Genomic DNA, 25,232 nt, shown 5'->3' on the forward strand with positions numbered 1-25,232 from the left:
GAAGGAGACCTCGTGACCACGTCTGTTACGCCCACCGAAGTGAAAACCGGGCATGTCGGCTTGAACGTCACCGACCTGGCCCGTTCGACGGCCTTCTATCAACGGGTTCTCGGCCTGACCGTGCTGCAGAACGGCCGCGACGGCGACCGCGAGTGGGCGTTCCTCGGTCGCGACGGGCAGCTGATGATCACGCTGTGGCGCCAGTCCGAGGGCCGCTTCGCCACCGCGTTGCCGGGCCTGCACCACCTGTCGTTCCAGGTCGGCTCGCTCGACGAGGTCCGCGCGGTGCGGGAAGGGCTGCTCGCGCTCGGCGCCGAGCTGCACTACGAAGACGTGGTCCCGCACGCCGAGGGCAGCGACTCGGGCGGCGTGTTCTTCACCGACCCCGACGGCATCCGCCTCGAGGTGTACGCGCCGAGCGGGCTGGCCGGAGCCGCGGCCGCCGGCGAGGCCCCGGCCTGCGGATTCTTCTGATGGCCGTGGGCGTCTACCACGCGGGTGAGCTGGCCGCGCAGGCCAAAGCCGGGGTGAGCGCGGAGGCGGCGCGGGTCGGCGCGATCGTCCGCGCCACCGTGCCGGCCGCGGCCGCCGCGTTCCTGGCCGAGCGGCCCATGCTGGTCGTCGGCGCGGCGGGCGAGGACAGCCGGATGTGGGCTTCGCTGCTCACCGGGCCGCCCGGATTCCTGCACGCCGAGAGCGGCGGAGACGTCATCGACATCGCGGCCGAGCCGGCGCCGGGCGATCCACTGTTCGAGACTCTGCGCCGGGGTGGCAAGGTCGGCGCCATCTCGGTCGACCCGAGTACCCGGCGGCGGATGCGGATCAACGGCGTTGCCGAGCCGGGCCCGCGCGGCCTGCGCATCGTCGCGGACCAGGTGTACTCCAACTGTCCCAAGTACATCCAGCGCCGCGATCTGCTGACGGCCGATGAGGAGCGGCAACCCGAAGTGACGGTTTCGTCCACATTGGACACCGCGGCGGCGGTCCTGGTGGGCAGCGCCGACACGTTCTTCCTGGCCACCTCCTCCGGAAACGGGGACTGCGACGCCTCCCACCGCGGCGGCGACCCGGGCTTCGTCCGCGTCCACGACGAGCGCACGCTGAGCTGGCCGGACTACCCGGGCAACACGATGATGATGACGCTGGGCAACCTGGAGCAGAACCGGCGCGCGGGGCTGTTGTTCGTCGGCTGGTCGAGCGGGGTCACGCTGCAGCTCACCGGCACCGCGGCCGTCGACTGGACGGGGCCGGCGCGGGAGACCCGCTTCACCGTCGAGCAGGTGCGGCGGACCGTCGGGGCGAGCCCGTTGCGCTGGGGCGAGCCGGAGCTGTCGCGGTTCAACCCGGCCGTGGCCTGAGCGCCGCCCGCTAGGCTGGCGGGATGGAGTTCGCCGTGCGCTACGGACCGGAGCCCGACCAGGTCGCCGACGTGTTCTTCCCGCCGGACGCCACCGGGCCCGCACCGCTGGTCCTGGTGCTGCACGGCGGTTCCTGGCGGGTGGAGAACGACCGCGGCTACCTCGAGCCGGAGGCCCGGGCGCTGACCGCGAACGGTTACGTGGTGGCGAATGTCGAGTACCGGCGCGTCGGCGCGGGCGGTGGCTGGCCGACGACGTTCACCGACGTCGCGCTCGCAGTCGACACCCTGCCCGAGCTGATCGAGCAGCGGTGGCCGGGCCGCGCCGACACCTCGCGGGTCCTGCTCTTCGGCCACTCCGCGGGCGGCCAGCTCGCGCTGTGGGCGGCGGTGCGCGACCGGCTGCCCGAGGGTGCGCCGGGACGGCGGTCCGGACCGATTCCGTTCGCCGGAGTGGTCGCGGTGGCGCCGGTTTCCGCGCTGACCGAGGCATTGCGTTACGCGGGTGGGTTCTCCGCCGTCACCGGTGTGCTCGGCGGCGGCCCCGAAGACGTGCCGGAACGGTACGCCGCAGTGGATCCGCTGACCCTCGGCTCGGGCGGCGTGCCGGTGGTGGTGATCCACGGCGACCGCGACACGGCCGTGCCGCCAGTGATGTCGCGGATGTACGCCGAGGCGACCGGCGCCGAGCTGGTGACCGTGCCGGGTGTCGGGCACTTCGACATCACGGTGCCCGGCGGTCCGGCGTGGACGTCCATTGTGGACGCCGTCGCGCGGCTGGCGCAGGAGCGGCGTGTCCGGCTCCCGTGACGGGCGGCTGCCCGCCATCGGTTACGTCCGCACCGCGCGGACGGAGCTGGAGCGCACCCCCGTCCAGGCGGCCGCCAACCGCGGCGAAGAAGGTCTGCTCGAGATTGAGCCGGAATACGCCGAGGGCCTCGACGGGCTGGCCGGGTTCGACTACGCCTGGCTGCTCAGCTGGCTCGACCGCCCGGACCGGCCGGGCGCGGAGCTGACGCAGGTGCCGTACCTGCTGCGTCGCGAGCGGCGCCGGATGGGCATCTTCGCCACACGCGGGCCGCGCCGGGTGAACCCGATCGGGCTGAGCCTGGTCCGGCTGCTGGAGGTCTCGGGCCGCACGGTGCGTTTCGCCGGCGTGGACCTGCTCGACGGCACGCCGGTGCTCGACCTCAAGCCATACGTGACGAAGTTCGACCGGCCGCCGGGGGAGCCGCGATGCGGCTGGTTCGACGGGGTCTCGGTGCCCGAGGGCGTCACGCCGGAGGATCTGGCCTGAAGTAAAGTCGGTGTTACCTGCACTGCGAAGCAATCGCGACTTCCCCTGGTGTGCAATAGATAACAGGGTAAAGGAACCATTACTTTCGGCGGTTCGTTGACTCCGCATGGAGCCCACGGTGATCGAGCTGGGCCGCCGCGACCTGCTTGTGGTGGCCGGGATGCCCGGAGCGGGCAAGACGACCATGCTGCGCCGCGCGGCCGGCGCGCTGCCGGTGCTGGACTCGGACCAGGTCCGCGTGCGGACCTGCTGCCCGACGCCGTGCCGTACCGCTGGTACCGGCCGCTGGTGCACCTGTGCCACCGCACCCGGATCGTGGCTCGGGCGGCCGGCCGCCGCGGGCCGCTGGTGGTGCACGAGCCGGCCACGCGCGCGTCGACCCGGCGCTGGCTCGCGGCCGTTGCGGCGGTCACCGGGCGCCCGGCGCGGCTGCTGTGGCTGGTCGTCACCGCCGAGGAGGCGCTGGCCGGCCAGCACAGTCGGGGACGGCTGGTGCGCACGCGGTCGTTCGCCCGGCACGCGGCCCGCGCGGAGCGGATGCGTGCGGCGCTGGCCGCCGGGTCCCGGCCGCCCGGCTGGCAGAGCGTGCACGTCCTCGGGCGCCCGGCCGCCCGCCGGGCCGTGCTGACGTTCACGCCGGTGCGAAACCCGTTGGCGCCAACGGTTGCCAGGGCACCGGGCTGAGATTCACTGCGCGCCGAGGACCCGTCGGTGGAGTCCGCCGTCCAGTTCGGCACCCGCGGCCAAGTCGACGCGGACGGTGTGGATGACGCCGGTGAACGTGTTGTCCAGCACGGGGTAGTCGTCGGTCACCGGGGTGCCGAGGTCGACGCCGACGTCCAGGGTCTCGTCGAAGGAGAAGTAGTACGGGATGGTCCGCTCGACCCGGCCGGTCGCCTGCTTCTCGCCGTCCACGGCGAGCACGGCGGTGCCGCCGCGGCCGAGCCCGCCGCCGTCGTAGTCGAAGTCCAGCCGCACCTCGTGCCGTCCCGGCGGGAGTACCGCGGTGGAGGCGACGGTGAACAGCTCCAGCCCGAAGTAGTTGTAGACGTACGCCGGGCGCCCGTTCGTGAAGTAGAGCGCCCAGCCGCCGAACCTCCCGCCTTGGGCGATGACCACGCCGGTCGCGGGTTCGGCGGGCACCTCCAGGTCGGCGGTGACGGCGTGCGAACGGTTCTTGACGTTCGGGGTGGTCTCCTCGGTGAAGCGGCGCATCCCGCCGCGGTAGGTCACCGAGGTGCGCTCGCCCAGCAGGTCGATCCGCCCGGCCAGCCGCGGGTTCTCCCGCTCGGTCACGCGGTCGTCGAGCGGGAAGACCTGGTGTTTCGCGGCTTCGACGAGGAACAGGTCCTGCAATGCCCGCAGCCGTTCCGGGTGCTGTGCGGCGAGGTCGTGCGCCTGGCTCCAGTCGGTGGTCAGGTCGTACAGCTCCCAGACGTCGGCGCTGAACGGCCGCCGCCCGGTCGGCACCATCTCCCACGGGACGCCGTGCCGGGTCACCGCCATCCAGCCCTCGTGGTAGATCCCGCGATTGCCGCACATCTCGAAGTACTGCGTGTGATGGGTTTCCGGCGCGGCGGCGTCGGCGAGGGTGGCGCGCAGGCTGGTGCCCTCGATCGGCTGCTGGGCCACACCGTCGACGCTGAACGGCGCCGGGATGCCGGCGCAGTCCAGCACGGTCGGCAGCACGTCGATCACGTGCCCGAACTGGTAGCGCAGCCCGCCGCCGGTCGCGCCGCCGGCCGGCCAGCGCACGATCAGCCCGTCGCGGGTGCCGCCGAGGTGCGAGGCGACCTGTTTCGTCCACTGGTACGGGGTGTTGAGCGCGAGCGCCCAGCCGGCGGGCGCGATCGGGTAGGTCGACGGGCCGCCGATCTCGTCGAGGTGGCGGACCATCTCCTCGGGGTCGTCGACGATTCCGTGGCCCAGCCGGTGCTCGACGGTGCTGCCCTCGATGCCGCCCTCGCCGGACGCGCCGTTGTCGCCGAGCAGGTACAGGAACAGGGTGTCGTCGAGGACGCCCAGCTCTTCGAGCGCGTCGGCGAACCGGCCGACTTGGGTGTCGGCGTGCTCGGTGAAGCCGGCGAAGGTCTCCATGAAGCGGGCGCCGAGCTTGCGCTGGGTGTCGGTCAGCTCGTCCCAATGTGGCACGCCCTCGGCCCACGGGGCCAGCTCGGTGTCCGGCGGGACGACGCCGAGTTCCTTCTGCCGCGCCAAAGTCTGCTCGCGCTGGTAGTCCCAGCCGTGGTCGAACCGGCCGCGGTACCGGTCGCGCCACTCGGGCCCGACGTGCAGCGGCGCGTGCGCGGCGCCGAGCGCCAGGTAGGTGAAGAACGGGCGGTCCGGCGTCAGCGTGTGCTGTGTGCGCACCCAGTCCACGGCGTGGTCCACCAGGTCCTCGGTCAGGTGGTAGCCCTCCTCCGGCCGGCGCGTCGGCTCGACCGGCGTGGTGCCCTCGTACAGCAGCGGGTACCAGTGGTTCATCTCGGCGCCCATGAAGCCGTAGAAGGTGTCGAAGCCCTCGCCGGTGGGCCAGCGGTCGAACGGTCCCACGGCGCTGATCTCCCGCGGCGGCGTCTGGTGCCACTTGCCGAACGCGGCGGTGCTGTAACCGTTGCCCTGCAGGATCTGCGCGAGTGTCGCGGCACTGCGCGGCCGGAAGCCGTTGTACCCGGGCGCGGCGGTGGCCATCTCGGTGGTGCCGCCCATGCCGACCGAGTGATGGTTGCGCCCGGTCATCAGCGCCTGGCGGGTCGGCGAGCAGAGCGCGGTGACGTGGAAGCGGGTGTAGCGCAGGCCGTCCGCGGCGAGCCGGTCGGCCGCGGGCATCACACACGGGCCGCCGAACGCGCTGGACGTGCCGAACCCGAGGTCGTCCACCAGCACGATCACCACGTTCGGCGCGCCCCGCGGCGGCGGCACCGGGCCGACCGGGGTGAACGCCTCCCTCTGCTCGCGCGCGTCGAGCGCGGCCGCCGCGGGGTCGGCGGCGTCCGGGCGGGGCAGCACTTGCCGGCCGGCGGGGAAGGCGGGCATGACAGTGGATCCTTCCGAAGTGGACGGACGGAACCCCTTGACCGGGCGGGGTTTCCTCGATGGACGAAGCCTCACACGCGGCGGCTCTGCCGGGCAAGGCCTGCGGCGGGCGGACCGAGACCGGAAGTGGATCAGGCCGGTAGACGATCACTATCGGGGCAGGTCGAAACTCCGTCAAAGATATTCCTTGACATGAATATTCTGATGGGTGAATACTTCAGGGCATGGACGCGATCGTTTCAGCACTGGGGGACGCCACGAGGTGGCGCATCGTGGAGCTGCTCGCGCAGGGGCCGCGTTCGGTCGGGGAGCTGGCCGAGCTGACCGGCTCGCGGCAGCCGCAGACGACCAAGCACCTGCAGACCCTGGCCCGCGCCGGCCTGGTCACCGTCTACCCGCTGGGGCAGCGGCGGGTGTACGCGGTCGAAACCGGCCCGCTGACGGCTCTCGCGAAGCGGCTGGAGGAACTGGCCGGGACCGCGCGGGAGCACGAGGGCGAGCGGGATGTCATCGCACGTTACCGCGCCGCCATCGAGGCGGACACCGCGGCCGCGGACCGGGACCAGTGGGCGGACGGGCGCACCTTCTCGTTCGACCGGGTGCTGGCCGCGCCGCGGGAGGCGGTCTGGCGGCAGTGGACCGACCCGGAGCTGCTGGCTTCGTGGTGGGCCCCGGCGCCGATGGCCGTGACCGACTGTGTGCTCGAACCGGAGCCCGGGGGTCGCGTCGTCCTCGAATACCGCGACCGGGAAGGACATCGGTACCGCTCCGAGGGGCGGGTCCGCACCGCGAAACGCGCGCAGCACCTCGTGTTCGACCTGTCGGTGCTCGACGCGGCGGGCGCCGTCTCGTTCACCGGGCACTACGACCTGGTGCTCACCACCGTGCCTGGAGGCACCCGCCTCCGGCTCGACCTGGGCATCACCGAAACGACCGTTGACGCCCTCCCCTTCATCGCCGGGCTCGAAACCGGCTGGGGACAAGTGCTCGACAACCTCGCCGAAGCTCTCGGCAATACCAAGCACACCAAGCGAAAGGGCCACCAGTCATGACCGTCTCCACCGGACGCAGAGTCACCGCCAACCTGAACCTCACCCTCGACGGGCGCTACCACGGCCCGGCCGACATGGGCGCGATCATCTCGTACGCGGCCACCGAAGTCGCGCGCAACCACCTCGGCCGCATCCACGAAACCGCGACGACGGCCGTGCTCGGCCGCCTCAACGCCGAGGGCTTCCTGGGCTTCTGGCCGACGATCGTGGACAACGAGGACGCCGACCCGCGCGACCGCGGCTACGCGAAATGGCTCGTCGACGCCGAAAAGGTGGTCCTTTCGACCACTTTGGACACCGCCCCGTGGGCACGCACCCGGGTGGTGAACGCCCCGGCGCCGGAGGTCGTCGCCGGGCTGAAGGCCACCGGCGAGGGCGACATCCTGGTCAACAGCAGCGCGAGCGTGATCAAGCCGCTGCTCGCCGCGGACCTGATCGACCGCCTGTACCTGATGATCTGTCCCGAAATCGCCGGCGGCGGCCCGCGTCTGTTCGACGATGGATTGCCTGCTTCGCAGTGGAAGCTCAGCCACCACGAGGTCGGCGAACTGGGGGAGACGGCGCTGGTTTACGACCGCGCCCGTTGACAAATGCTTGACGCCAAAGGAGGACGTACGAGCCTCGGTAGCTCGGCCCGGCTCAGCCTCCGGCCACGGTGATGACCAGTTTGCCGCCCCTCGGGCGCTGCTCGCGCTCCAGCTCCGTCAGGGCCTGAATCGCCTCGGCCAACGGGACCGTACGGGCGATGGGCAGGCGCAGGGTCCGGGCCACCTCCTCCAGGTCACCGGTCACCGGCCGGCCCATCATCGCCCGGAACGGTCCGGGCAGGGCGCTCCTGATCATTTTGGCCGGGGTCGGGACGATGTCGATGATGGTTCCGCGAGGCTTCAGCAGCGTCCGGGCCGCGGCGAAGGGAAGCAGGCCGGGCGTGTCCAAGACCAGATCGAACCGTCCCGCGAGGGCGGCCGGGTCGAAGCCGAAACCCACGACCGGTTCCACGCCGAGCTCGCGGGCCTCGTCAGCCGCGGTGTCGCGGCAGCAGCCGGCGACCGAGGCTCCCCGCGCCCGGGCGAACTGGACGGCGGCCCGGCCCACCCCGCCCAGGCACCCGTTGACGAAGACCGCCTGCCGGGGCCGGACCTCCGCCGCGGCCTGGCAGGCGGTCACGCCCACGGTCGGCAGCGCGGCGGCCCGCTCGTACGGAAGGTCCGCCGGTTTGAGCACGACCGCCTTCTCCGGGGCCGTCACCATCTCGGCGAACGCCCCCGCCTGCCGGAACCGAGCCACGCCGAGCACCGCGTCGCCGGCCTTCAGGCGGGTGACGCCGGCGCCGGCCGCCTCGACGACTCCGGCGAAGTCGTGCCCCATCGCCTGGGGAAAGGAGCGACCGGTCATCAGCTTCATCCCGCCGTTGCGCATCTTCCAGTCCAGCGCGTTGGCAGCCGCCGCCCGGACGCGGACGAGAACCTCATCCGGACCCGGTCGTGGTGGCTCGAACTCCGCCAGCCGCATCACCTCTGGGCTGCCGTAGCGGTCGTACTGAAGGCGCTTCACGAGGCGTATTCGTTCGAGATCTCGGTGGCGTAGTTCTTCCACAGTGGTTTCATGGTCTCGGCGTTGACCGGCTGCCCGGAATCGATCATGGCCTTGAAGTCGCGGAAGTACTGCACGTACAGGTCCGGTGTGAACGTGTTCAGCATGACTGCGTTCTCGTCGCCGATGTTGGCGAACGTGTGCGGCGCCCCGGTCGGCACGATGACCCAGGTGCCCGGCCCGGCGTCGTAGCAGTCCTCGCCGACGGTGAACCGGAACGTTCCCGCCAGCACGTAGAAGCCCTCGTCGTGCTGGGCGTGGCGGTGCTGCAGCGGGCTCGGGGTGCCCGGTGGAATGGTGACCTCGGCGAACCCCAGCCGGTGGCCGGTGTGCTCGCCGTTCTCCAGGATCCGGATCTGCTGTGCCCCGCTGCCGAGGATCTCGCCCTCACCGGGGCGGACGATGTTTACCTTCGCCACGACTTTTCCCATCTATTGCCTGCCTTGGTGACCACCATCCTGTTCCGGGCCGGCTGTGCGCGTCTTGGTCACCCGTGCACGGTTGCTGGTTACCAGTGCACGGGCGTTGTAGCCGTACGTCGTCTTGAAGAGCTTGCTGAAATGGGCGGGATCGGAGAATCCCCACCGGGCGGCCACGGCGGTGACCGTGCGTCCGCTTCCGGTCAGCTCGGCCCGGCAGCGCTCAAGGCGGCGACGGCGGATCAGGGCCGCGACGGTGAGCGGCTGATCCTCGAACAGCTTGTGCAGCCGGCGTACGGAAATGTGGTGGGCGGCGGCGATGCTGGGCGGGGACAGATCGGGATCAGCCAGCCGGGCCTCGATGTAGCCGGCGATCCGGTCCCGCAGCCGCTCGTCCGGGGCCGGTCGCCCGTCGCCCAGCCGGGCCTCCAGCGCGACCGCGATCAGCTCGACGACGGCCGCCGCCGCCGACCTCAGCGCCTCCGCCTCGCGGAACTCGGTCGCCGACCGCGCCGACTCCCGAGCCAGCACGGAGACGAGAGCGCCCGGACCGTGACTGCCGTCGATGCGTAGGCCGATGAGCCGGTCGATCTGCGCGGGCCGGATCCGAAGCTCCCGGCGCGGAACCAGGATGGTGACGTGCGCGGCGGCGGTGCTCTCGAACCGGATCGTGCGCGTGGGATCGAGCAGCACCAGGTCGGCCGGCCCGAGTTCGGCGTCGCCGCGCCCCTGGTTGATCCGCGTCTGGCCCCGGGTCATCACCTTGATCGCCAGGTTCTCGCCGTCGACGGCGGCGCGCTCCTGCCCGATGCAGGAGCTCTCGGGCGTGGCGAGCGAGACCAGCCGCAGCGGCCCGAGGTCACGGGTGGCGATCCGGCCCCGGAAGCCGGCCCCGGCCAGCTTGTTGACCAGCGGTGGAAACCCGCTGGCGGTCAGCTCGTCCTGGAACGTCTCGAGGTTGCCGATCACCGGTCAACGATAACGCCGGCACTTCCGGTGGGGTCCACGGACAGGGAGGCCGTCGGCGGGCCGAGCCCCGCGAAGATGGCCGGGGAGCCCTGGTAACACTGGATTAACGAAGAGCAAGTCCGGACCAGAAGGCCCCGGTGGTCATCTGTCGCGCCACACCCGACTACCCACGCCGGCCGAGGGTGGCTGCGGCGGCGCCGGGATCGGCGTGCACACCCCGGTCAAGCAGCCCGCCGGCGACCAGGACTCGACGCGGACAACCGCTGCTACAACGCGCGGGTTCGCCGTGCTCACCGGGACGGTGGCGCCCCCTGCGGCAGATCACCGCCAGTCCACGCGAAATCGGCGACATCGTCAAAGCCGCGTCGGTGCTGACCCATTTCGACCATGGTCGGCTGACCTGAAAATCGCTGAGATCCCCTCATTGCCCGGGCCGCGGCGCGGCTTTGCGGTCAGCTCTTGGTGAAATCGCAGCCGGTGATCTGCACGTACTCCCCGCTCTTGGTGGTGAAGCGAGTCGCTCCGGCGGTGAGGTCGTTCGCGATGATGTTGCCGCCGGAGTCGTCCTTCAGGCGCGCCCAGTAGCACTCGATGCCGGAATCGCGGGGGCCGCTCGTCTTGTAACTGCCGGTGGCGATGTCCGTGCCGACCTTGTAGGTGCCGTCGCCGAACGAGGTGAGCGGACCGGCGGGGGCCTGGACCGGTGCCGGGGCCGCCGGCGGCTGGTTCGTCACCGTGACCGTCTGGGTGACCGGGGGTGCCGTGACGGTCTGGACCGCGGGCGCGGCCGGACTCGCGGTGACGGTCCTGGTGGCCGGGGCCGGCTGCGCCGCGAGCGTGGAGTTCTGGGTGGCGAGCCCGCCCGATCCTGCTGTGGCGCCGACGCCGAATGCGACGATCGTGCCGAGCACCCAGGGCCAGCGGCGGCGCTTCTTGACCGCCTTCGCCGTTGTGGGCTGTTCCTGCTGGGGTGGCTGCTCGTACGCGCCGGGCTGAGTCGTCATGTGGTCCTTGTCGTACGGACCACGACGCATATAACACAAAAACTCGAAAACAGGCCGAAAGCCCTGTGAATCAGGGTCCAAATACCTCTGGAGCGGATTTGCGGCCGAATCCTCCGCATCGACAGGCGGCCGCGAGTCAATTGCCCGTATTAGGCATCAGGTTCTTTTGGTGGCGGCGGGACTCAGCCGTTAGTGGACGCTCCTGGTCCAATCGTGGCGTAGCGGGCGGCGGTGGTGCGGACGGCCTCGTCGACTACCTGGGCGACGCGTTCGGCGCTCACCTCCCAGCCCGGCACCAGGAGGGCCGGCCAGAAGACGTAGGTGGAGATCATGCCGAGGAACTGGGTGGCGGCGAGCTCCACGTCCTCGACCCGCACCGTTCCCGCGTCGTGCTCGGCCAGGAGGTAGCTGCGCACGGACTCGAAGTAGGGCAGTTTCCCTTGTGAGAACTGCGCATGGGCCAGCTCGGGGAACCGCGGCAGCTCGGCGATGACGATCTGGAACAGGGCGGCCATCCGGGCGCGGCCCAGCAGCTCGGCGTAGCGGCGGCCGATGATGCCGAGCCCGTCGACGAGGTTGCCGGCCGGCGGGGGCTCCTCCTCGTCGGCGGTCGACCAGGACTCGGTCACGATGGCGTCGAACAGGGCGGCTTTGGTCGGGAACTGCTTGAACAGGGTGGCCCGCGAAACGCCCGAGCGCTCGGCGATCCGCGCCCAGTGACGTCCGGTCGTAGCCCAGCTCGAGGAACAGCGCGGTCGCGGTGCGGCGGCGCCGCGACCGGCTGGCATGCGAACCTGCTCGCCGAGCCCACCTTCACCTTTCACCTCAAGAACGGGATCCGGGCAGATCTGCCGGCTCGGGCCACGCCGGTCACCGACCCGGCTGAACGTCAGGCCGTGCTGGCGGTGAACGTCGCGGATCTCAACCAGCCCCACGACCCCGGCACCGTCCGGCCGACCCGCCTCGAAGACTGGGCCGACAGCCGGCTGATGTGGATCAGCTTCCGCAATCGGCCGTGACCGCGGGCCCCTCGACAAAAGCTCGTGAGTGTTCATGACGGTTAGAACCAAACATCACTTGGTCAACTACTTGTGACTTTGGATTGTTCCTCGCACAAGGCAGGCCGTTTCCGTCCGAGTGAACACGGTTGGATCAACGTAGCGTGCTTCTGTCGAGGGCACCTTGTAGTCAACGTCCAGCGAGCGTTGAGGTCGTCTTCAATCGGGCCACATGAGTGCCGGTTGTAGGTGGTTTGCATGAGGTTGGGGTGGCCTTGCGGAGCGGCGTCCGGCGGCCGGGAAGTGCAAGCGCATGCCTACGACCACCCGCGCGACCGCTCACGGCTTGGGTTCAGATTCGGGCGCCCCATGGGGCCATGCGCAGGGAGAATCGACACCGATATTCAATCGCCCGTCCGGCGTCGCCTGCATTCCCATCAGATAATCGTCTCGCTGAGCGTTCGTGAATAGATCTTTCGGCCGGTCATCAGTTTCTGGTTTCCACCCGTTGCTAGTCCACCAGTGGGCCAGCGCATCGAAGTATGTGTTGTTGCGTGTACGATCAATCCCATCGACCCAAAAGCTGACACTCGCATGAGCTTGACCAGTTGGCCGATCACTGACATCAGTGCAGGGAAGCTGTGGAACAAAATCATCCGTCAACTTGTATCCGGGAGGGAAGACGGCGGCCGCAGCAGCGTGAACTGCCTTTAATGCCGTCTCTCGAGCCTGATCAAAAGAAAGTGAGGGCTTCACGGTTTCACCGCTTCCGCATGAGGTCAAAGCGAATGTGAATAGAGCGAGAAAAGTCAGGTTTCGCGTAGATTTGGGACGATTAATCCTAAACCGATGGAAGTCGATCACGGCTGCCCTCCGGCGATAATCTTACCCATTGATTTTAGCGATTCCGACCGTGGAAGCCAGTAGTCACTGTGAGAAGTGAGAGGATTGCTGGGGTCGGAATTAAACTGTTGTCCGCCGAACCATGCGGTGGTGGGGTCGGGTCCGAGGGGGTCGATGTGGTCGAGGCCGATATCGGGTCCGTCGAAGTTGGTGAGGATGGGGATGGGGTCGGTGGGTGATTTGGTGGAGTAGATGTGCTGGCCGACCTGGTCTTGGGGCGTGCCGTCGAGGTGGAGTTGGTTGGCGTGGTCGACGCCGACGCCAGGACTGGCGACCATGACAACGTTGTTGGCGGGCAGGCCGAGGTCGCGGGCGGTTTGCCCGACGACGGTGGTGCCGTAGCTGTGGCCGACCACGGTGGTGTTCACCGGCCCTTGGTGCGCGGCACCGAGTCCGTCTTGGAAGTTGCGGAGCGAGGGTTCGGCCTTGTCGGCAAAACTGGTACTTGCCGCGTCCGGGATAATGCTCTGCGGTGCGTCGTATCCCACCCACGTGATCACCGACGTAGACGGTGACCCCATTTTTCCAGCCATCGCCATCATCGAGTCTGAGCGGGCGATGTCGGTAGCCATGCCGTCGTTCAGTCCGGCAGTCGTGCCGGGTACGTAGGTGGCGACGTTGACGGCCTGGTCGGGGTTGCCAATGGCGACGATGGCCTGCCCGGAGTTCGCCGGGTTGATGCCGAGCAGGTAGGCGGGCGGCTGGCCGGGCAAGGCTTGGTCCAGCCGGGTTTTGATCTGGTCCATTCCGGTGATCTTGCTGTTGAGCGCGTCCCGCTGTTTTTCTAAGGATTCGTATTCTTCTTGCTGTTGCGGGTCGCTGCGTTTCATACCGTCCAGCCGGTGCTGGATATCGTCCTTTTGCTGTTGCAGGTCCTTGTAGTCCCGGTCGAGTACGATTCGGTTGGCGCGGTCCCGGTCGGTCGCCGGGAGCCCGTTCATGGCGCCGATCGCGCCCGGCCGGTCACGAATGAGAATATCCCGCCCGGCATTCGACAGGGTCGCCCACCACGCGGCGTTCTGCGCTGGGGTCGCGTTCGGCAGTGGCTCTGGCAACGTCAAGCCGGGATCTTTCATCCCGTCCGCAGCGGCGGCCGTGACCGTCGATTCGTCCCCGGTGCCGAACTGCCCCGCCGCCGCCCGGTCCAGCACCGACGCTAGATCGGCGTCGATATCGCTGGCTGTGCGCAGGACCTGCGCGACCTCGTCCACCAGTTGCGTGCGTGTCCTTGCCCGGTCTTCCGGGTGCAGGTCGGGCGGCACTTGCTTGCCCGCGAAGCTGTCGACGAGGCTACCGGCGTCGGTGATCTGGAACCCGTACTTGCGGGCCAGCTCTTCGGCGCTGGTGAGGGCGTGCTGGACACCGGTGATCGCGTCGGCGGCCTGTCCCGCCGTCTTGCCCAGGATGGCAGCGCCAGCGGCGATGGTGTCCAGACCGTGCATCAATGCGCGGTGCTGGGTGCCCGCGTCGTCCGCTGCTGGTCCGCTCCAGCCCTCGATCGGCAAGGTCTTGCCGTAGTCGTCGCCGGAATGGATGAGGATCTGGGTCCGGGTCTGCAGAACGGAGAAGATCTCGTTCAGCGCGCTGGGGCTCCACTGTCGGACGTCGGCCAGTGACAGCATCAGCGTGGTCCCCGCATGGTCGGTGCGGCGGATGCGAACACCCCGGCGGCGGTGTGGTCACCCTGCTGGTAGCGATCGGCTGCGGTGTTCAGGCTGTCCGCGAAGTGCTGAGCTTCGCTGCACCACTCGGTGAACGTGGCCGCCAACGCTTCCTGACATCGCCCGGCCGAGGCCGCTGCTGTACCGCCCGGCACCGCTGCACCCACCCGCCCCGCCGGTTCCGCGCAATCCGCGCCACGCAGGGCGCCTACCTTCTCACCAGCGGATCTGCCAGCCGCTCTCAGCGCGTCCGGCACCGTTGTGAACCCCATCTCGACCCCTCCCCGTGATCAATCCATCACAGGGTACGGGACCATCACCAGTCAAACCCACCACCGTCGAGGCGTCCCGCAGACCTACCCATCCCGGCGCGGAGATCTACTCAGGGGGTTGTGAGTAGTCCTGCTCAGGGGCACAGCTCCGCGTTGCTGGTGTCCCTGGGCGGGGCGGTTTGTGCAATGAGTGCGTCCAGATGTGCGGCGAGCGCCGCCGCACTCCGGGCCGGCACAACGCTCGCGTCCATCGCCCGCCGCAGCTTTCCAGCCGCCTCGACCAGAACGGCGCGCAACAGAGCCGCACGTTCGACATCCGGAACTTCTGGTCGCTCCGACAGAATACTGCCCGTCCCCCATCATCTGACCTCGTCTCCCTGCTCCCGATTGGTTCAATCGAGTGTCAAGCCCCGGGTTTGATGGACACTGGATTAGTTGGTTTCCTGGGTTGTGGTGACCGGGTGGGTCATCGCGTGTAGTGCCTCGTACTCGGTGGGTGGGATGTGTCCGAGCTCGCCGTGCAGGCGCCGGTTGTTGTACCAGTCGATGTACTCGACCGTCGCGATCTCGAGGTCGTCGAGGCCGCGCCAGGGGCCGCGGTTGCGGATGAGTTCGGCCTTGTAGAGCGAGTTGAACGCCTCGGCCATCGCGTTGTCGTAGGAATCTCCTTTGCTGCCAACGGATGCGACGGCGTCGGCCTCGGCCAGGCGCTGGGTGTAGCGAATCGCTCGGTATTGCACGCCGCGGTCGCTGTGGTGGACCAGCCCGGTCAGGTCGGCGCGGTCGGCATGGCGGCGCCAGATCGCCATCTGCAGCGCGTCCAGCGCCAGATCCGTGTAGAGACTGGTGGCGACCTGCCAGCCGACGATCAGGCGGGAGAACACGTCCAGCACGAACGCCGCGTAGACCCAGCCCGCGGCGGTGCGCACGTAGGTGATGTCCGCAACCCACAACTCGTTCACCCGCGTCGCCGTGAAGTCACGTTCCACCAGGTCAGTCGGCCTTCCGGTCTCCGGCGCCGGCCGGGTCGTGCGAGGAGACTTGTCCCGCAGCAACCCTCGTAACCCGGCCTCGCGCATAAGCCGCTCCACCGTGCACCGGGCCACCTCGACGCCGTGGCGGTTCAGCTCAGCCCAGACCTTCCTGGCCCCGTAGACGCTGTAGTTCGCCTCATGCACCCGTTTGATCTTCTCGGTCAGTTCCCGGTCGGATGCCGCGCGGGCGGACTCGGGACGGGTCTTGGCGGCATAGTAGGTCGACGGTGCGATCTGGGCAGGCGTGCCCTCAAGCACCCGCAGGACCGGCTGGACACCGTGCTCCTTCCGTTGAGAGTCAACGAATTCGACCTTCATCGCGAGGGACGGTCCAGCTCCATTGACGCGAAGAAAGACGCCGCTGACTTCAAGATCTGGTTCGCCCGGCGCAGCTCACGCACCTCACGTTCCAGCTCGGCGACCCGCGCGGCCTCGGCCGAGGTCGTCCCCGGCCGCGCCCCCTCGTCGGTCTCGGCCTGCTTCACCCACGTCCGCAACGCCTCCGGGTGCACACCAAGCTGGTCGGCGATCCGTTTGACCGCCCCGGCCGCCGACGCAGGATCCCGCCTAGCCTCGACTACCAGACGCGTCGCCCGCTCCCGCAACTCGTCAGGGTACTTCCGTGGTGCCGCCATGACCGTGAATCCTCCGGGTGTTCGATGTCTCCATCAAACCCGGGGCGGGACAGAGAGCACGCTTGGTTACCCCGTGGACCTGCGGATCTGGCTCGGGATGTGTTCGACGGTGTCCCGTTTGGACTGTCTCAACGCGGCCTGGTGACCAACGCGCCGTGGATCGGGGTCAACTGGCTGATCGGAGGCTGCCCCGGGCAAGGGAAGCCGGCGGCGTTGCGGACGTTGCTGTTGGGTGCGGCGCTCGGCCTGACAGCCGAGTTGTAGGCGGTCGTCTTGGGCGAGTCACCCGACTTCGCGCCGTTCGAACCGCGTCTGTCCCGCCGCCGGATGGGGATGGATGACAGCGTGGCTGAGGCGGCCGCGCGAAGAAGCGACGGCGAACGAGGCGAAGCCCTCAATCAGCTTGAACCGGTCCTCCAGGTCCTTGGACCGCCGCCGCCCCCGGTCGGTGTTCCACACCACCACGCCATCACACGCCCGCGCAGCCACCCGCTTCATGACCCGTTCCGACCCCGGGCGGCGGACCTTCGGATTCCACGCCGAGAGCTTCGGGTCAGAGAGCTCCTCACCCACCAAGCCGCTCGATCACCTCGCGGCTATCGGCGTGCTGAGTCTCGGGCTCCTCCAGCTTCCCCGCCTGATTCCGGGACAGCCGCGCGTACGATCCCAAGATCGCCTGTCGGCCGTTCTGACCTGCGCCAACCTGGTGTGAGTGAGCCATACGACCCACCGTAGATCGTCAAGTGACGGTGAGAACCGGTATGAACACTCACGAGTCTTTCGGGACCAGCGCAACGAATTCCTCGGCCGCCGGCGACAGCGGGCCGGCGCGCCAGACCAGGCGGCCGCGGCGTACCAGGCGGGGGAGCAGGGGGACGATCACCGCGCCCTGGCGGCGGGCGTCCTCGGCCATGGCGCGGGGGAGCAGCGCCGCGCCGGCGCCCGCGAGGACCAGCGGGACCATCATCGCCCGGTGCTCGGTCTCCACGACGATGCGCGGTTCACGGCCGGAGCCGCGCAGTGCGTCTTCGACCAGCCAGCGCGTGGCGGTGCCCTGCGGGGTCGTGACCAGGTCCAGTTCGGCCAGCTCCGCCTGCGGCAGGGCTTCGGTGCGCGGGGAGTCCGCGGGCAGCACCGCGAACACCTCCTGCTCGGCCAGGTCCACTCCGGACAGTCCGGCCGGGTCCGAACCGGACTCGACGAGCCCGACCTCGCTCTGCCCGTCGCGGACGCGGTTGAGCACATCGGACCCGGTCTCCGGCGCCCGGACGCGCACGCGCACCTTCGGGTGCCCGGCGCGGAACCGGCCCAGCAGCGCGGCCAGCGGGTCGACGGCCAGGGTGGTCTGGGAGGCGATGTCCAGCGTCCCGCCGCCGAGCCCGAGCACCTCGCGCACCGCCGCGTCCGCCGTGCTCAGGTCACGCAGGATCTGGCGGGCCGGGGCGACCAGCGCGGTGCCCGCCGCGGTCAGCTCCGCGCCATGCGGCAACCGGTGGAACAGCAGTCCGCCCAGCTGTTTCTCCAAGGTGCGCACCGCATGCGACAACGAGGGCTGGGCGACGTGCAGCCGCCGCGCCGCGTTGGTGAACCCGCCGTGGTCGACCACGGCGAGGAAGTACTCCAGCTGGCGGCGCTCCATCCCCGGCGGCGTCAGGCCACGGGGGCCGGGCGCCGCAGGGCCTGGCGGCGCAAGCGCGTGAACTGCTTGGCGCTGTTGAGCGCGAACACCCCGACGGTGGCGCCGTCACGCTGATACGTCGCGACAAACGCGCCGTCCTCGGCTGAACCCTCCACGAACACCACCTCGTCGCCGGGCTCGGGGTGCCCGGCGAGCTGGAGCGTACCGGAGTACTGGTCCGACCAGACGTAGCCGCTCGGCGCGTAATGCCGGGTCACGTGCCCGGCCAGCAGGTTCGCGACGGCCACCGGCGCCTGCTCGCTGGCGTTCGTCCAGTGCTCGTGCCGGTGCCGGACGCCGGTTTCCGCATGCGCGTACGCCGCGACGTCGCCGACTGCGACGACGTTCGGCAGCTTCGTGACCAGCCCGCTCGAGGTGTGCACGCCGTTGCCGACCTCGAGGCCGGAGCCGGTGAGCCAGTCCGTGGCCGGGACCATGCCGATGCCGACGACCACCACGTCCGCGGGCAGCTCCTCACCGCCGGTCAGCCGGACGCCGGTGACCTGGCCGCCGATGGTCAGCAGGGTTTCGACGGCGGCGCCGCAACGCAATGTCGTGCCGTGCCGGGCGTGCAGCCCCGCGCAGGCCTCGGCCAGCCGCGGGCCGAGCACCCGGGCGAGCGGCGTTTCCAGCGCTTCCAGCACCGTGACGTCGAGGCCCAGGGCCCGGGCGGTGGACGCGACCTCGGCGCCGATGAAGCCCGCGCCGACGATCACCACCCGCGCGCCGGGAACGAGTTCTTCCCGCAGGGCCAAGGAATCCTCGAGGGTACGCAGCACGTGGACGCCCGCGATGCCCTCGGTCCCCGGCAGGGTCCGGGCGCGCCCGCCGGTCGCGAGCACCACCCCGTCGACGGCCAGCTCGCCGTCGGAGAGCACCACCCGCCCGGTGGCCGGGTCGAGCCGCTCCGCGCGCGTGCCGAGCCGCAGTTCCAGCGACGCCGTGTCGTCGGCGTCGAGCAGGTCCAGCGACTCGCGCGCCGCCGTGCCGGCGAGGAACGCCTTCGACAGCGGCGGCCGGTCGTACGGCAGGTGCGGCTCTTCGCCGACCAGCACGACCCGCCCGTCGAACCCCTGCGCCCGCAGCTCCTGCGCGGCGCGGGCCCCGGCCAGCGAGGCGCCGATGATCGCGACGCTCTTCACGCCGCGTTCTCCCGGGCGTCGGACTGCACGTAGACGACGCCTTCCTCGACCAGCACCGAGTACGTGCGCACGGGCTTCTTCGCGGGCAGGCAGGAGGGCATCCCGGTCCGCAGGTCGAACAGTGCCGCGTGCAGCGGGCACTCGACGAAGCAGCCCTCCAGCCAGCCCTCGGACAGCGACGCGTCCTGGTGGCTGCAGGTGTCGTCGATGGCGTACAGCTCACCGTCGGCGTTGAACACCGCGATCGGCTCGGGGCCCGCGATCCGGACGGATTCGCCGGGCGGCAGTTCGTCCACTGTGCACGCGCGTTGCATCGAGAGCCTCCGAGACAAATGGGGGAGTTGCGTATTAAGGAACGCGAGACGCGATACGCAACAAGTCTGAATCGGCGGCCGGGCTCCGTCAAGGGTTACGAACCAGTAGATCCGGGCGGATTTTTGCTGGCCCGCAAGGGCCTCCGGCGTACGTCAAGGACTCCTTACCCGCGTCCCACGCGGGTAAGGAGTCCTTGACGGAGCCGGGGTCAGGCGGGGAGGTGCCGGTGGAAGGGCTGCTTGAGCGGGGCGAGCGGGGTGTTGCCGAGGATCAGGTCGGCGGACTTCTCGGCGGTCATCATCACCGGGGCGTAGATGTTGCCGTTGGGGATGTAGGGCATCACGGACGCGTCGACCACCCGCAGCCCCTCGGTGCCGTGGACCCGCATGGTCTCGGGGTCCACCACCGACTGCTCGTCCACGCCCATCTTCGCGGTGCACGAAGGGTGCAGCGCGGTCTCGGCGTCCTTCGCGACCCAGTCGAGGATCTGCTCGTCGGTCTCCACCTCGGGCCCGGGGGAGATCTCGCCGCCGTTGTACGGGTCGAGCGCGGACTGGTTGAGGATCTTGCGCGCCACCCGCACGGCCTCCACCCACTCGCGGCGGTCGTTCTCGGTGGACAGGTAGTTGAACTTCAGCGCCGGGTGCTCGCGCGGGTCGGTCGAGGTGATCTTGACCGTGCCGCGGGTGTCGGCGTACATCGGGCCGACGTGCACCTGGTAGCCGTGGCCGCCGGCCGGCACCGAGCCGTCGTAGCGGATGGCCACCGGCAGGAAGTGGAACATCAGGTTCGGGTACGCGACTTCTTCGTTGCTGCGGACGAAACCGCCGCCCTCGAAGTGGTTGGTCGCGGCCGGCCCGGAGCGCAGGAACAGCCACTGCGCGCCGATGTAGGGCCGCTTCCACTTGGCCAGCGAGGGCTGCATGGAGACCGGCTGCTTGCAGGCGTACTGGATGTACACCTCGAGGTGGTCCTGCAGGTTCTCGCCGACGCCGGGTAGATCGCGCACCACGTCGATGCCCAGCCGTTCCAGCTCGGCCGCGTTGCCGACGCCGGACAGCTGGAGCAGCTGCGGCGTGTTGACCGCGCCGCCGCAGAGAATGATCTCCTTGCCGTACACCTCGCCCGGCGCGCCGCGGCCCTGCGAGTACTCGACGCCGATCGCGCGGGTGCCGTCGAAGAGGATCTGCGAGACGAACGCGTGGGTCTTGACCGTCAGGTTCGGCCGGTGCATCACCGGGTGCAGGTACGCGCGGGCGGCCGAGAGGCGGCGGCCCTTGCGCACGTTGCGGTCGAAGGCCGCGAAGCCCTCCTGACGGTAGCCGTTGACGTCGTCCGTGCGCGGGTAACCCGCCTCGACGGCGGCGTCGAAGAACGCTTGGAACAACGGGTTGGTCGCGGGCCCGCGCTCCAGCTCCAGCGGTCCGCTGTGGCCGCGCCACTGCCCGTCCGGCGCGTCGGCCAGGCAGTTTTCCATGCGCTGGAAGTAGGGCAGGCAGTGCGCGTAGTCCCAAGTGGACATTCCGGGGTCGCCGGCCCAGCGCTCGTAGTCCAGCGGGTTGCCGCGCTGGAAGATCATCCCGTTGATGCTGCTGGACCCGCCGAGCACCTTGCCGCGGGCGTGGTAGATCCGCCGCCGGTTCATGTGCGGCTCGGGCTCGCTGCGGTAGCCCCAGTCGTAGAACTTGCTGCCGATCGGGAAGGTCAGCGCGGCGGGCATGTGGATGAACACGTCCCACTTGGCGTCGGAGCGACCGGCCTCCAGCACCAGCACCTTCGTGGCCGGGTCGGCCGACAGCCGGTTCGCGAGCGCGCAGCCCGCCGAGCCGCCGCCGACGATGACGAAGTCGTAGCCTTCGGAACTCATCTGTCCTCCTTCGCTATCCGGCCACCGCGTCGGGCTGCTGTTCGGGATCGGCGTGCCCGGCCGCCCAGCGCCGCCGCCGGATCGCCAGCATGATGCCGCCGACCACGGCGATCAGGGCGGTGATCAGCACCGCGCCCCACTGGAAGTACCAGTGGTCGTTGCCGTAGACCTCGGGCCGCGGCCAGAGCAGGTTGATGGTCATGCCCGCGCCGTAGAGCACGGCGACCAGGTTCACCAGCGTGCCCCAGCGGCCGAGCTTGAAGTACGGCCCGTGCCCCGGCCGCGGCCACTGCCCGCGCAGGCGGCGCAGCAGCATCGGGGCGGTCACCATCAGGTACGGGATGTAGAACAGGATGATCGCGGTCGAGGTGAGCACGAAAAACGCGCGCTGGTTGCCGAGGTTGATCAGCAGCACCACCACGGTCAGCCCGCCGGTGATCAGCGCCGGCACCACCGGCGTCTTCGACCGCGGGGACACCTTCGAGAGCGCCTTGCTGAACGGCAGCCGCCCGTCGCGGGCCATGGCGAAGGTCATCCGGATCGCCGCGGTCTGCACCGCCAGGCAGCACACGGTGATCGCGATCGCCGAGCAGATCAGGAACGCGTCGCCGAGCCCGGTGCCCAGCGTGCTCTTGAGCAGGTACGGCATCCCGGACGTGCTCAGCTCGCTGGCGTTCAGGTCGCCGACCGCCATCATGCCGACGAGCATCATCAGCCCGCCGACCAGGAACGCGGCGGTGATCGCCCGGAGGATGGCGCGCGGCGCGTGCCGGCGCGGCTGCGTGGTCTCCTCGGCGAGCGAGCCCGCGGTGTCGAAGCCGTAGAACACGTACGCGCTCATCAAGGACGCCACCAGGAACGCGCCGAGGTAGCCGAGCGGCTGGCCCGCGCCGGTGCCGTGGGTGTCGAACACCAGGCCCGGCCCGCGCTTGATGTGCACGGCCAGCGCGATGATCAGCAGCACGCTCGCGATCAGCTCCACGGCCACGCCGAAGTTGTTGATCTTCGCCATCAGCTTGACGCCGATGATGTTCACGATGGTCGCGAACACCACCAGCACCAGCGCGAGGATGATCGCGTTCTGCGCGCCGCCGGGGGTGGAGGTGAGCCCGGCGTCGGCGTCGCTGCCGACGATCTGGAACGCCGTGGACACCTGCGGCAGGATGATCTGGTAGGCCACCGCGACGGCCGCGGCGGTCACGATCGCGCCGATGATCATGATCCAGCCGGCCAGCCACGACGTGACGGGTTTCGCGATCTGCTTGGCCCACTGGTAGACCGAGCCGGCGAGCGGGAACTGCCCGGCCAATTCGGAGAAGCAGAGCGCCACCGCGAGCTGGCCGATGAACACCAGCGGCCAGGTCCAGATGAAGGCCGGGCCGCCGGAGCCGAAGCCGAAGAAGAACAGCTGGAACACGCCGGTCATGATCGAGATGTAGCTGAACCCGGCGGCGAAGCTGGAGAAGGAGCCGAGGGAGCGTTCGAGTTCCTGGCGGTAGCCGAACTTCGCGAGTTCGGAGCTGTCGGACCCGGCGGACCCCTCGCCCGCGGGCTTGGATCGTGTGGTCATGATTTGTCCTCGTGGTGGGGGTGGGAGCGGAGTCAGCCGGTGAACCAGCGTTGCGGTGCGGGATCGATGTTGTGGTAGATGTGCTTGGCCTCGCGGTACTCGTCCAGCCCCGAGGGGCCGAGCTCGCGCCCGATGCCGGACTTGCCGAAACCTCCCCACTCGGCCTGGGGGAGGTACGGGTGGTAGTCGTTGATCCACACGGTGCCGTGGCGCAGGGCCCCGGCCACGCGCTGGGCGCGGCCGGCGTCCGAGGTCCAGACGGCGCCCGCGAGCCCGTAGTCCGTGTCGTTCGCCAGCTCGATCGCCTCGGCCTCGGTGGCGAACCGCTCGACCGTGACCACCGGCCCGAACACCTCCTCCCGCACCACCGCCATGTCCCGGGTGCAGTCCGAGAACACCGTGGGGCGCAAGAAGAATCCGTGACGCAGGTGCTCCTCGGTGGGCCGTGCGCCGCCCGCTCGCAGTGTCGCGCCGGCCTCGATCGCGCCGGCGATGTAACCCTCGACCTTCGCGCGGTGCGCGGCCGACACGAGCGGGCCCGCTTCGGTGTCCGGGTCGAGGCCGCGGCCGAGCCGGATCCGGCCGGCCCGCGCGGCCAGCTCGTCGACGAACCGGTCGTGCACCCCGTCCTGGACGATCAGCCGCGCGCCGGCCGAGCAGACCTGTCCGGAGTGGACGAACGCGGCGGCCAGGGCGTAGTCCACCGCGGTGTCGAAATCGGCGTCGTCGAAGACCACGTTGGGGTTCTTGCCGCCCAGCTCCAGCGCCACCCGGCGGACCCCGCGCGCGGCGGCGGCCATGATCTTCTCGCCGGTGGCCAGCCCGCCGGTGAACGACACCAGGTCCACGCCCGGGTGCTCGACCAGCGCGGCGCCCACCGGGCCGGGCCCGAGCAGCAGGTTCACCACGCCCGCGGGCACCCCGGCCTCTTCGGCCAGCGCGACCAGCGCGACGGTGGTCAGCGGGGTGACCTCACTCGGCTTGAGCACCAGGGTGTTGCCCGCGGCCAGCGCCGGCGCGACCTTCCAGGACATCTGCAGCAGCGGGTAGTTCCACGGCGCGATCAGCGCGCAGACGCCCACCGGCTCGTGCACGATCCGGCTGATCGCCTTCGGGTTCCCGGTGTCCACCACGCGTCCTGCGTCGGTCAGGCTCGCGTAATAACGGAAGACGGCGGTGACGTCGTCCACGTCGATGCGGCCTTCGGCGAGCGTTTTACCGGTGTCGAGGCTTTCGGTGCGGGCTAGGTCTTCGCGGTCCCGTTGCAGCAAGGCGGCGATGCGGGTGAGCAGATCAGCCCGTTCGCTCGCGGTGGTTCGGCGCCAAGGCCCGCTGTCGAACGCGCGGCGGGCGGCGGTCACGGCGGCGCCGACCTCGGCCGGCCCGGCGACGGCCACGGTCTTCAGCACCTCGCCGTCGGCGGGGTTGAGCACTTCGGCGCGCGCCCCGTCGGACGCTTCGGTCCAGATCCCGTCGATGTGGAGGTCCTTCATGAGGCCTTCCCGTTCGTGCGGAGGTGACGCGGGGCACTTCGAGTGCGTACATTTGTACGCGAAGCATGTACACATGTCCACAACGGGTTCTTCAGGTTTTCCTGGCCGTAACTCGGGGCGACCGGTGAGCGAAGGAGCTGCGGGCGATGGCGACGAGGGTGTCGGCGGGGCGCCGGCTGCGTGGTCCGAACGACCCGGAGCGGCGCGCGCGGATCGCGAAGGCCGCCATCCAGGTGGTCGCGGAGCGGGGCATCGAGGGGCTGACCCACCGGGCCGTCGCGGCCGCGGCCGACGTGCCGCTCGGCTCGACCACCTACCACTTCGCGACCCTCGACGACCTGCTCGAGGTCGCGTTGCACGAGGCGGCCGAGAACAACGTGCGCGAGCTGCGGGAGTGGGAGCAGGCCCTGGCGCCGGACGCCGATTTCGCCGCGGCGCTGGCCGAGCTGGTGATGGGCTACATCCACGAGCTGTACCCGCACACCGTCGTCGAATACGACCTGTACGTCGCGGCCATGCACCGGCCGCGGCTGCGCCCGGCGAGCGCGGCGTGGGACGACGCGCTGATCGAGCTGTTCCGCTCCCGCACCGACCCGCTCACCGGGCGGCTGCTCGCCGGGCTCTTCTGCGGCCTGCTCATGCAGGCGGCACTGTCCGAGCCACAGCCGGACCACACCGAGATCGAGGCGCTGTTCCGCCGGGCCATCGAGGGGCCCGCTGCCTGACCGAGGCTGCTATCCGTCCGGCCCGCTCGCCCACGCCGCCGCGACGTGGGCGGTGACTTCGTGTTCACCGGCCGGAAACCGTGATCGCGCAACGGATTCCCCTACCGGCTGGTAATCGGGTGACGCGTAAATCCGTTCTTGACACCTGCCCCGGCCCGCCCGCACTCTGTTCCGTAGAGAGCAACCCGACGCGTAATACGCAACTTCATCGC

25 protein-coding genes are annotated in these 25,232 nt (G+C 69.9%); 9 read left to right on the forward strand and 16 right to left on the reverse strand.

The features are described from left to right. The first annotated feature begins 12 nt into the window (after positions 1–12). The 5 genes from OG371_RS38390 (at position 13) to OG371_RS38410 (ending at position 3,338) form a co-directional block, all read left to right on the forward strand. The gene (locus OG371_RS38390) at positions 13–474 is read left to right on the forward strand and encodes a VOC family protein (RefSeq protein ID WP_329061088.1); all 462 of its coding nucleotides are present in this window, start codon (positions 13–15) and stop codon (positions 472–474) included. Then, entirely contained in the window at positions 474–1,358 is an 885-nt protein-coding gene (locus tag OG371_RS38395) for a pyridoxamine 5'-phosphate oxidase family protein (protein WP_329061090.1), read from the forward strand. The genes OG371_RS38390 and OG371_RS38395 overlap by 1 nt, the downstream gene beginning before the upstream one ends. Before the next feature lie 23 nt (positions 1,359–1,381). Next, the gene (locus OG371_RS38400; protein ID WP_329061092.1) at positions 1,382–2,167 is read left to right on the forward strand and encodes an alpha/beta hydrolase family protein; all 786 of its coding nucleotides are present in this window, start codon (positions 1,382–1,384) and stop codon (positions 2,165–2,167) included. Beyond that, the gene (gene tsaA, locus OG371_RS38405) at positions 2,151–2,654 is read left to right on the forward strand and encodes a tRNA (N6-threonylcarbamoyladenosine(37)-N6)-methyltransferase TrmO (RefSeq protein WP_329061095.1); all 504 of its coding nucleotides are present in this window, start codon (positions 2,151–2,153) and stop codon (positions 2,652–2,654) included. The genes OG371_RS38400 and tsaA overlap by 17 nt, the downstream gene beginning before the upstream one ends. Before the next feature lie 261 nt (positions 2,655–2,915). Continuing rightward, positions 2,916–3,338, forward strand: coding sequence for a Zeta toxin (locus OG371_RS38410; RefSeq protein ID WP_329061096.1), 423 nt, complete (start codon positions 2,916–2,918; stop codon positions 3,336–3,338). A 3-nt stretch (positions 3,339–3,341) separates the two neighbouring features. Here OG371_RS38410 and OG371_RS38415 read toward each other — a convergent pair whose 3' ends face one another. Beyond that, positions 3,342–5,690: an arylsulfatase gene (locus tag OG371_RS38415; protein WP_329061099.1), complete on the reverse strand. Its 2,349-nt coding sequence runs from the start codon at positions 5,688–5,690 to the stop codon at positions 3,342–3,344. Between the two features lie 224 nt (positions 5,691–5,914). Here OG371_RS38415 and OG371_RS38420 point away from each other — a divergent pair, with 224 nt between their 5' ends. Both OG371_RS38420 and OG371_RS38425 read left to right on the forward strand, forming a co-directional pair. Beyond that, positions 5,915–6,742 (forward strand): metalloregulator ArsR/SmtB family transcription factor, encoded by an 828-nt coding sequence (locus OG371_RS38420; protein ID WP_329061101.1) that lies wholly within the window; start codon positions 5,915–5,917, stop codon positions 6,740–6,742. Next, positions 6,739–7,329: a dihydrofolate reductase family protein gene (locus OG371_RS38425; protein WP_329061103.1), complete on the forward strand. Its 591-nt coding sequence runs from the start codon at positions 6,739–6,741 to the stop codon at positions 7,327–7,329. Before OG371_RS38420 ends, OG371_RS38425 begins: the two co-directional genes overlap by 4 nt. Positions 7,330–7,381: 52 nt before the next feature. Here OG371_RS38425 and OG371_RS38430 read toward each other — a convergent pair whose 3' ends face one another. The 5 genes from OG371_RS38430 to OG371_RS38450 all read right to left on the reverse strand — a co-directional run bounded on the left by OG371_RS38430 (position 7,382) and on the right by OG371_RS38450 (position 11,515). After that, positions 7,382–8,296: an NADP-dependent oxidoreductase gene (locus OG371_RS38430; RefSeq protein ID WP_329061104.1), complete on the reverse strand. Its 915-nt coding sequence runs from the start codon at positions 8,294–8,296 to the stop codon at positions 7,382–7,384. Beyond that, a complete protein-coding gene (locus tag OG371_RS38435) occupies positions 8,293–8,766 on the reverse strand; it encodes a cupin domain-containing protein (protein WP_329061106.1) in 474 nt (157 codons plus the stop codon). The genes OG371_RS38430 and OG371_RS38435 overlap by 4 nt, the downstream gene beginning before the upstream one ends. Beyond that, entirely contained in the window at positions 8,767–9,723 is a 957-nt protein-coding gene (locus tag OG371_RS38440; protein WP_329061108.1) for a helix-turn-helix domain-containing protein, read from the reverse strand. A gap of 452 nt (positions 9,724–10,175) precedes the next feature. Continuing rightward, on the reverse strand, positions 10,176–10,727 hold the full coding sequence (locus OG371_RS38445; RefSeq protein ID WP_329061110.1) for a hypothetical protein: 552 nt from the start codon (positions 10,725–10,727) through the stop codon (positions 10,176–10,178). A gap of 182 nt (positions 10,728–10,909) precedes the next feature. Next, entirely contained in the window at positions 10,910–11,515 is a 606-nt protein-coding gene (locus tag OG371_RS38450; protein WP_329061112.1) for a TetR/AcrR family transcriptional regulator, read from the reverse strand. A gap of 108 nt (positions 11,516–11,623) precedes the next feature. On the opposite strand from OG371_RS38450, the gene OG371_RS38455 reads away from it, so the two are divergent. Next, positions 11,624–11,746 (forward strand): hypothetical protein, encoded by a 123-nt coding sequence (locus OG371_RS38455; protein WP_329061114.1) that lies wholly within the window; start codon positions 11,624–11,626, stop codon positions 11,744–11,746. 318 nt (positions 11,747–12,064) lie between these two features. Here OG371_RS38455 and OG371_RS38460 read toward each other — a convergent pair whose 3' ends face one another. From OG371_RS38460 to OG371_RS38505, 10 genes are all read right to left on the reverse strand, one after another. Further along, positions 12,065–12,589: a hypothetical protein gene (locus OG371_RS38460; RefSeq protein WP_329061116.1), complete on the reverse strand. Its 525-nt coding sequence runs from the start codon at positions 12,587–12,589 to the stop codon at positions 12,065–12,067. Continuing rightward, positions 12,586–14,250 carry an alpha/beta hydrolase gene (locus OG371_RS38465; RefSeq protein ID WP_329061118.1) on the reverse strand — a complete coding sequence of 555 codons (1,665 nt, stop codon included), beginning with the start codon at positions 14,248–14,250 and terminating at the stop codon, positions 12,586–12,588. Before OG371_RS38465 ends, OG371_RS38460 begins: the two co-directional genes overlap by 4 nt. A 742-nt stretch (positions 14,251–14,992) precedes the next feature. Further along, positions 14,993–16,230, reverse strand: a protein-coding gene (locus OG371_RS38470; protein WP_329061120.1) for an IS3 family transposase whose coding sequence is annotated in 2 segments (ribosomal slippage) — positions 14,993–15,939 and positions 15,939–16,230 — 1,239 coding nt in all. Because the reading frame shifts where the segments join, the coding sequence is not laid out codon by codon here. 282 nt (positions 16,231–16,512) lie between these two features. Then, complete coding sequence (locus OG371_RS38475) at positions 16,513–16,803, reverse strand: recombinase family protein (RefSeq protein ID WP_329061122.1); 291 nt, start codon at positions 16,801–16,803, stop codon at positions 16,513–16,515. A gap of 196 nt (positions 16,804–16,999) precedes the next feature. After that, on the reverse strand, positions 17,000–17,869 hold the full coding sequence (locus tag OG371_RS38480) for a LysR family transcriptional regulator (RefSeq protein WP_329061123.1): 870 nt from the start codon (positions 17,867–17,869) through the stop codon (positions 17,000–17,002). A gap of 11 nt (positions 17,870–17,880) precedes the next feature. Next, positions 17,881–19,050 (reverse strand): NAD(P)/FAD-dependent oxidoreductase, encoded by a 1,170-nt coding sequence (locus tag OG371_RS38485; RefSeq protein WP_329061125.1) that lies wholly within the window; start codon positions 19,048–19,050, stop codon positions 17,881–17,883. Next, a complete protein-coding gene (locus tag OG371_RS38490; RefSeq protein ID WP_329061127.1) occupies positions 19,047–19,364 on the reverse strand; it encodes a bifunctional 3-phenylpropionate/cinnamic acid dioxygenase ferredoxin subunit in 318 nt (105 codons plus the stop codon). The genes OG371_RS38485 and OG371_RS38490 overlap by 4 nt, the downstream gene beginning before the upstream one ends. A gap of 209 nt (positions 19,365–19,573) precedes the next feature. Next, positions 19,574–21,232 (reverse strand): choline dehydrogenase, encoded by a 1,659-nt coding sequence (gene betA / locus OG371_RS38495; protein ID WP_329061129.1) that lies wholly within the window; start codon positions 21,230–21,232, stop codon positions 19,574–19,576. Between the two features lie 13 nt (positions 21,233–21,245). Continuing rightward, the gene (locus OG371_RS38500) at positions 21,246–22,802 is read right to left on the reverse strand and encodes an amino acid permease (protein WP_329061131.1); all 1,557 of its coding nucleotides are present in this window, start codon (positions 22,800–22,802) and stop codon (positions 21,246–21,248) included. Positions 22,803–22,834: 32 nt separating this feature from the next. After that, positions 22,835–24,295, reverse strand: a complete 1,461-nt coding sequence (locus tag OG371_RS38505; RefSeq protein ID WP_329061133.1) for an aldehyde dehydrogenase family protein — start codon at positions 24,293–24,295, stop codon at positions 22,835–22,837. Positions 24,296–24,441: 146 nt separating this feature from the next. Between OG371_RS38505 and OG371_RS38510 the strand changes: the two genes are divergently transcribed. Continuing rightward, positions 24,442–25,020 (forward strand): TetR/AcrR family transcriptional regulator, encoded by a 579-nt coding sequence (locus OG371_RS38510; protein WP_329061135.1) that lies wholly within the window; start codon positions 24,442–24,444, stop codon positions 25,018–25,020. Positions 25,021–25,232: the final 212 nt, after the last annotated feature.

Origin of the sequence: Amycolatopsis sp. NBC_01480 (assembly GCF_036227205.1) — a bacterium.
Lineage (GTDB): Bacteria > Actinomycetota > Actinomycetes > Mycobacteriales > Pseudonocardiaceae > Amycolatopsis.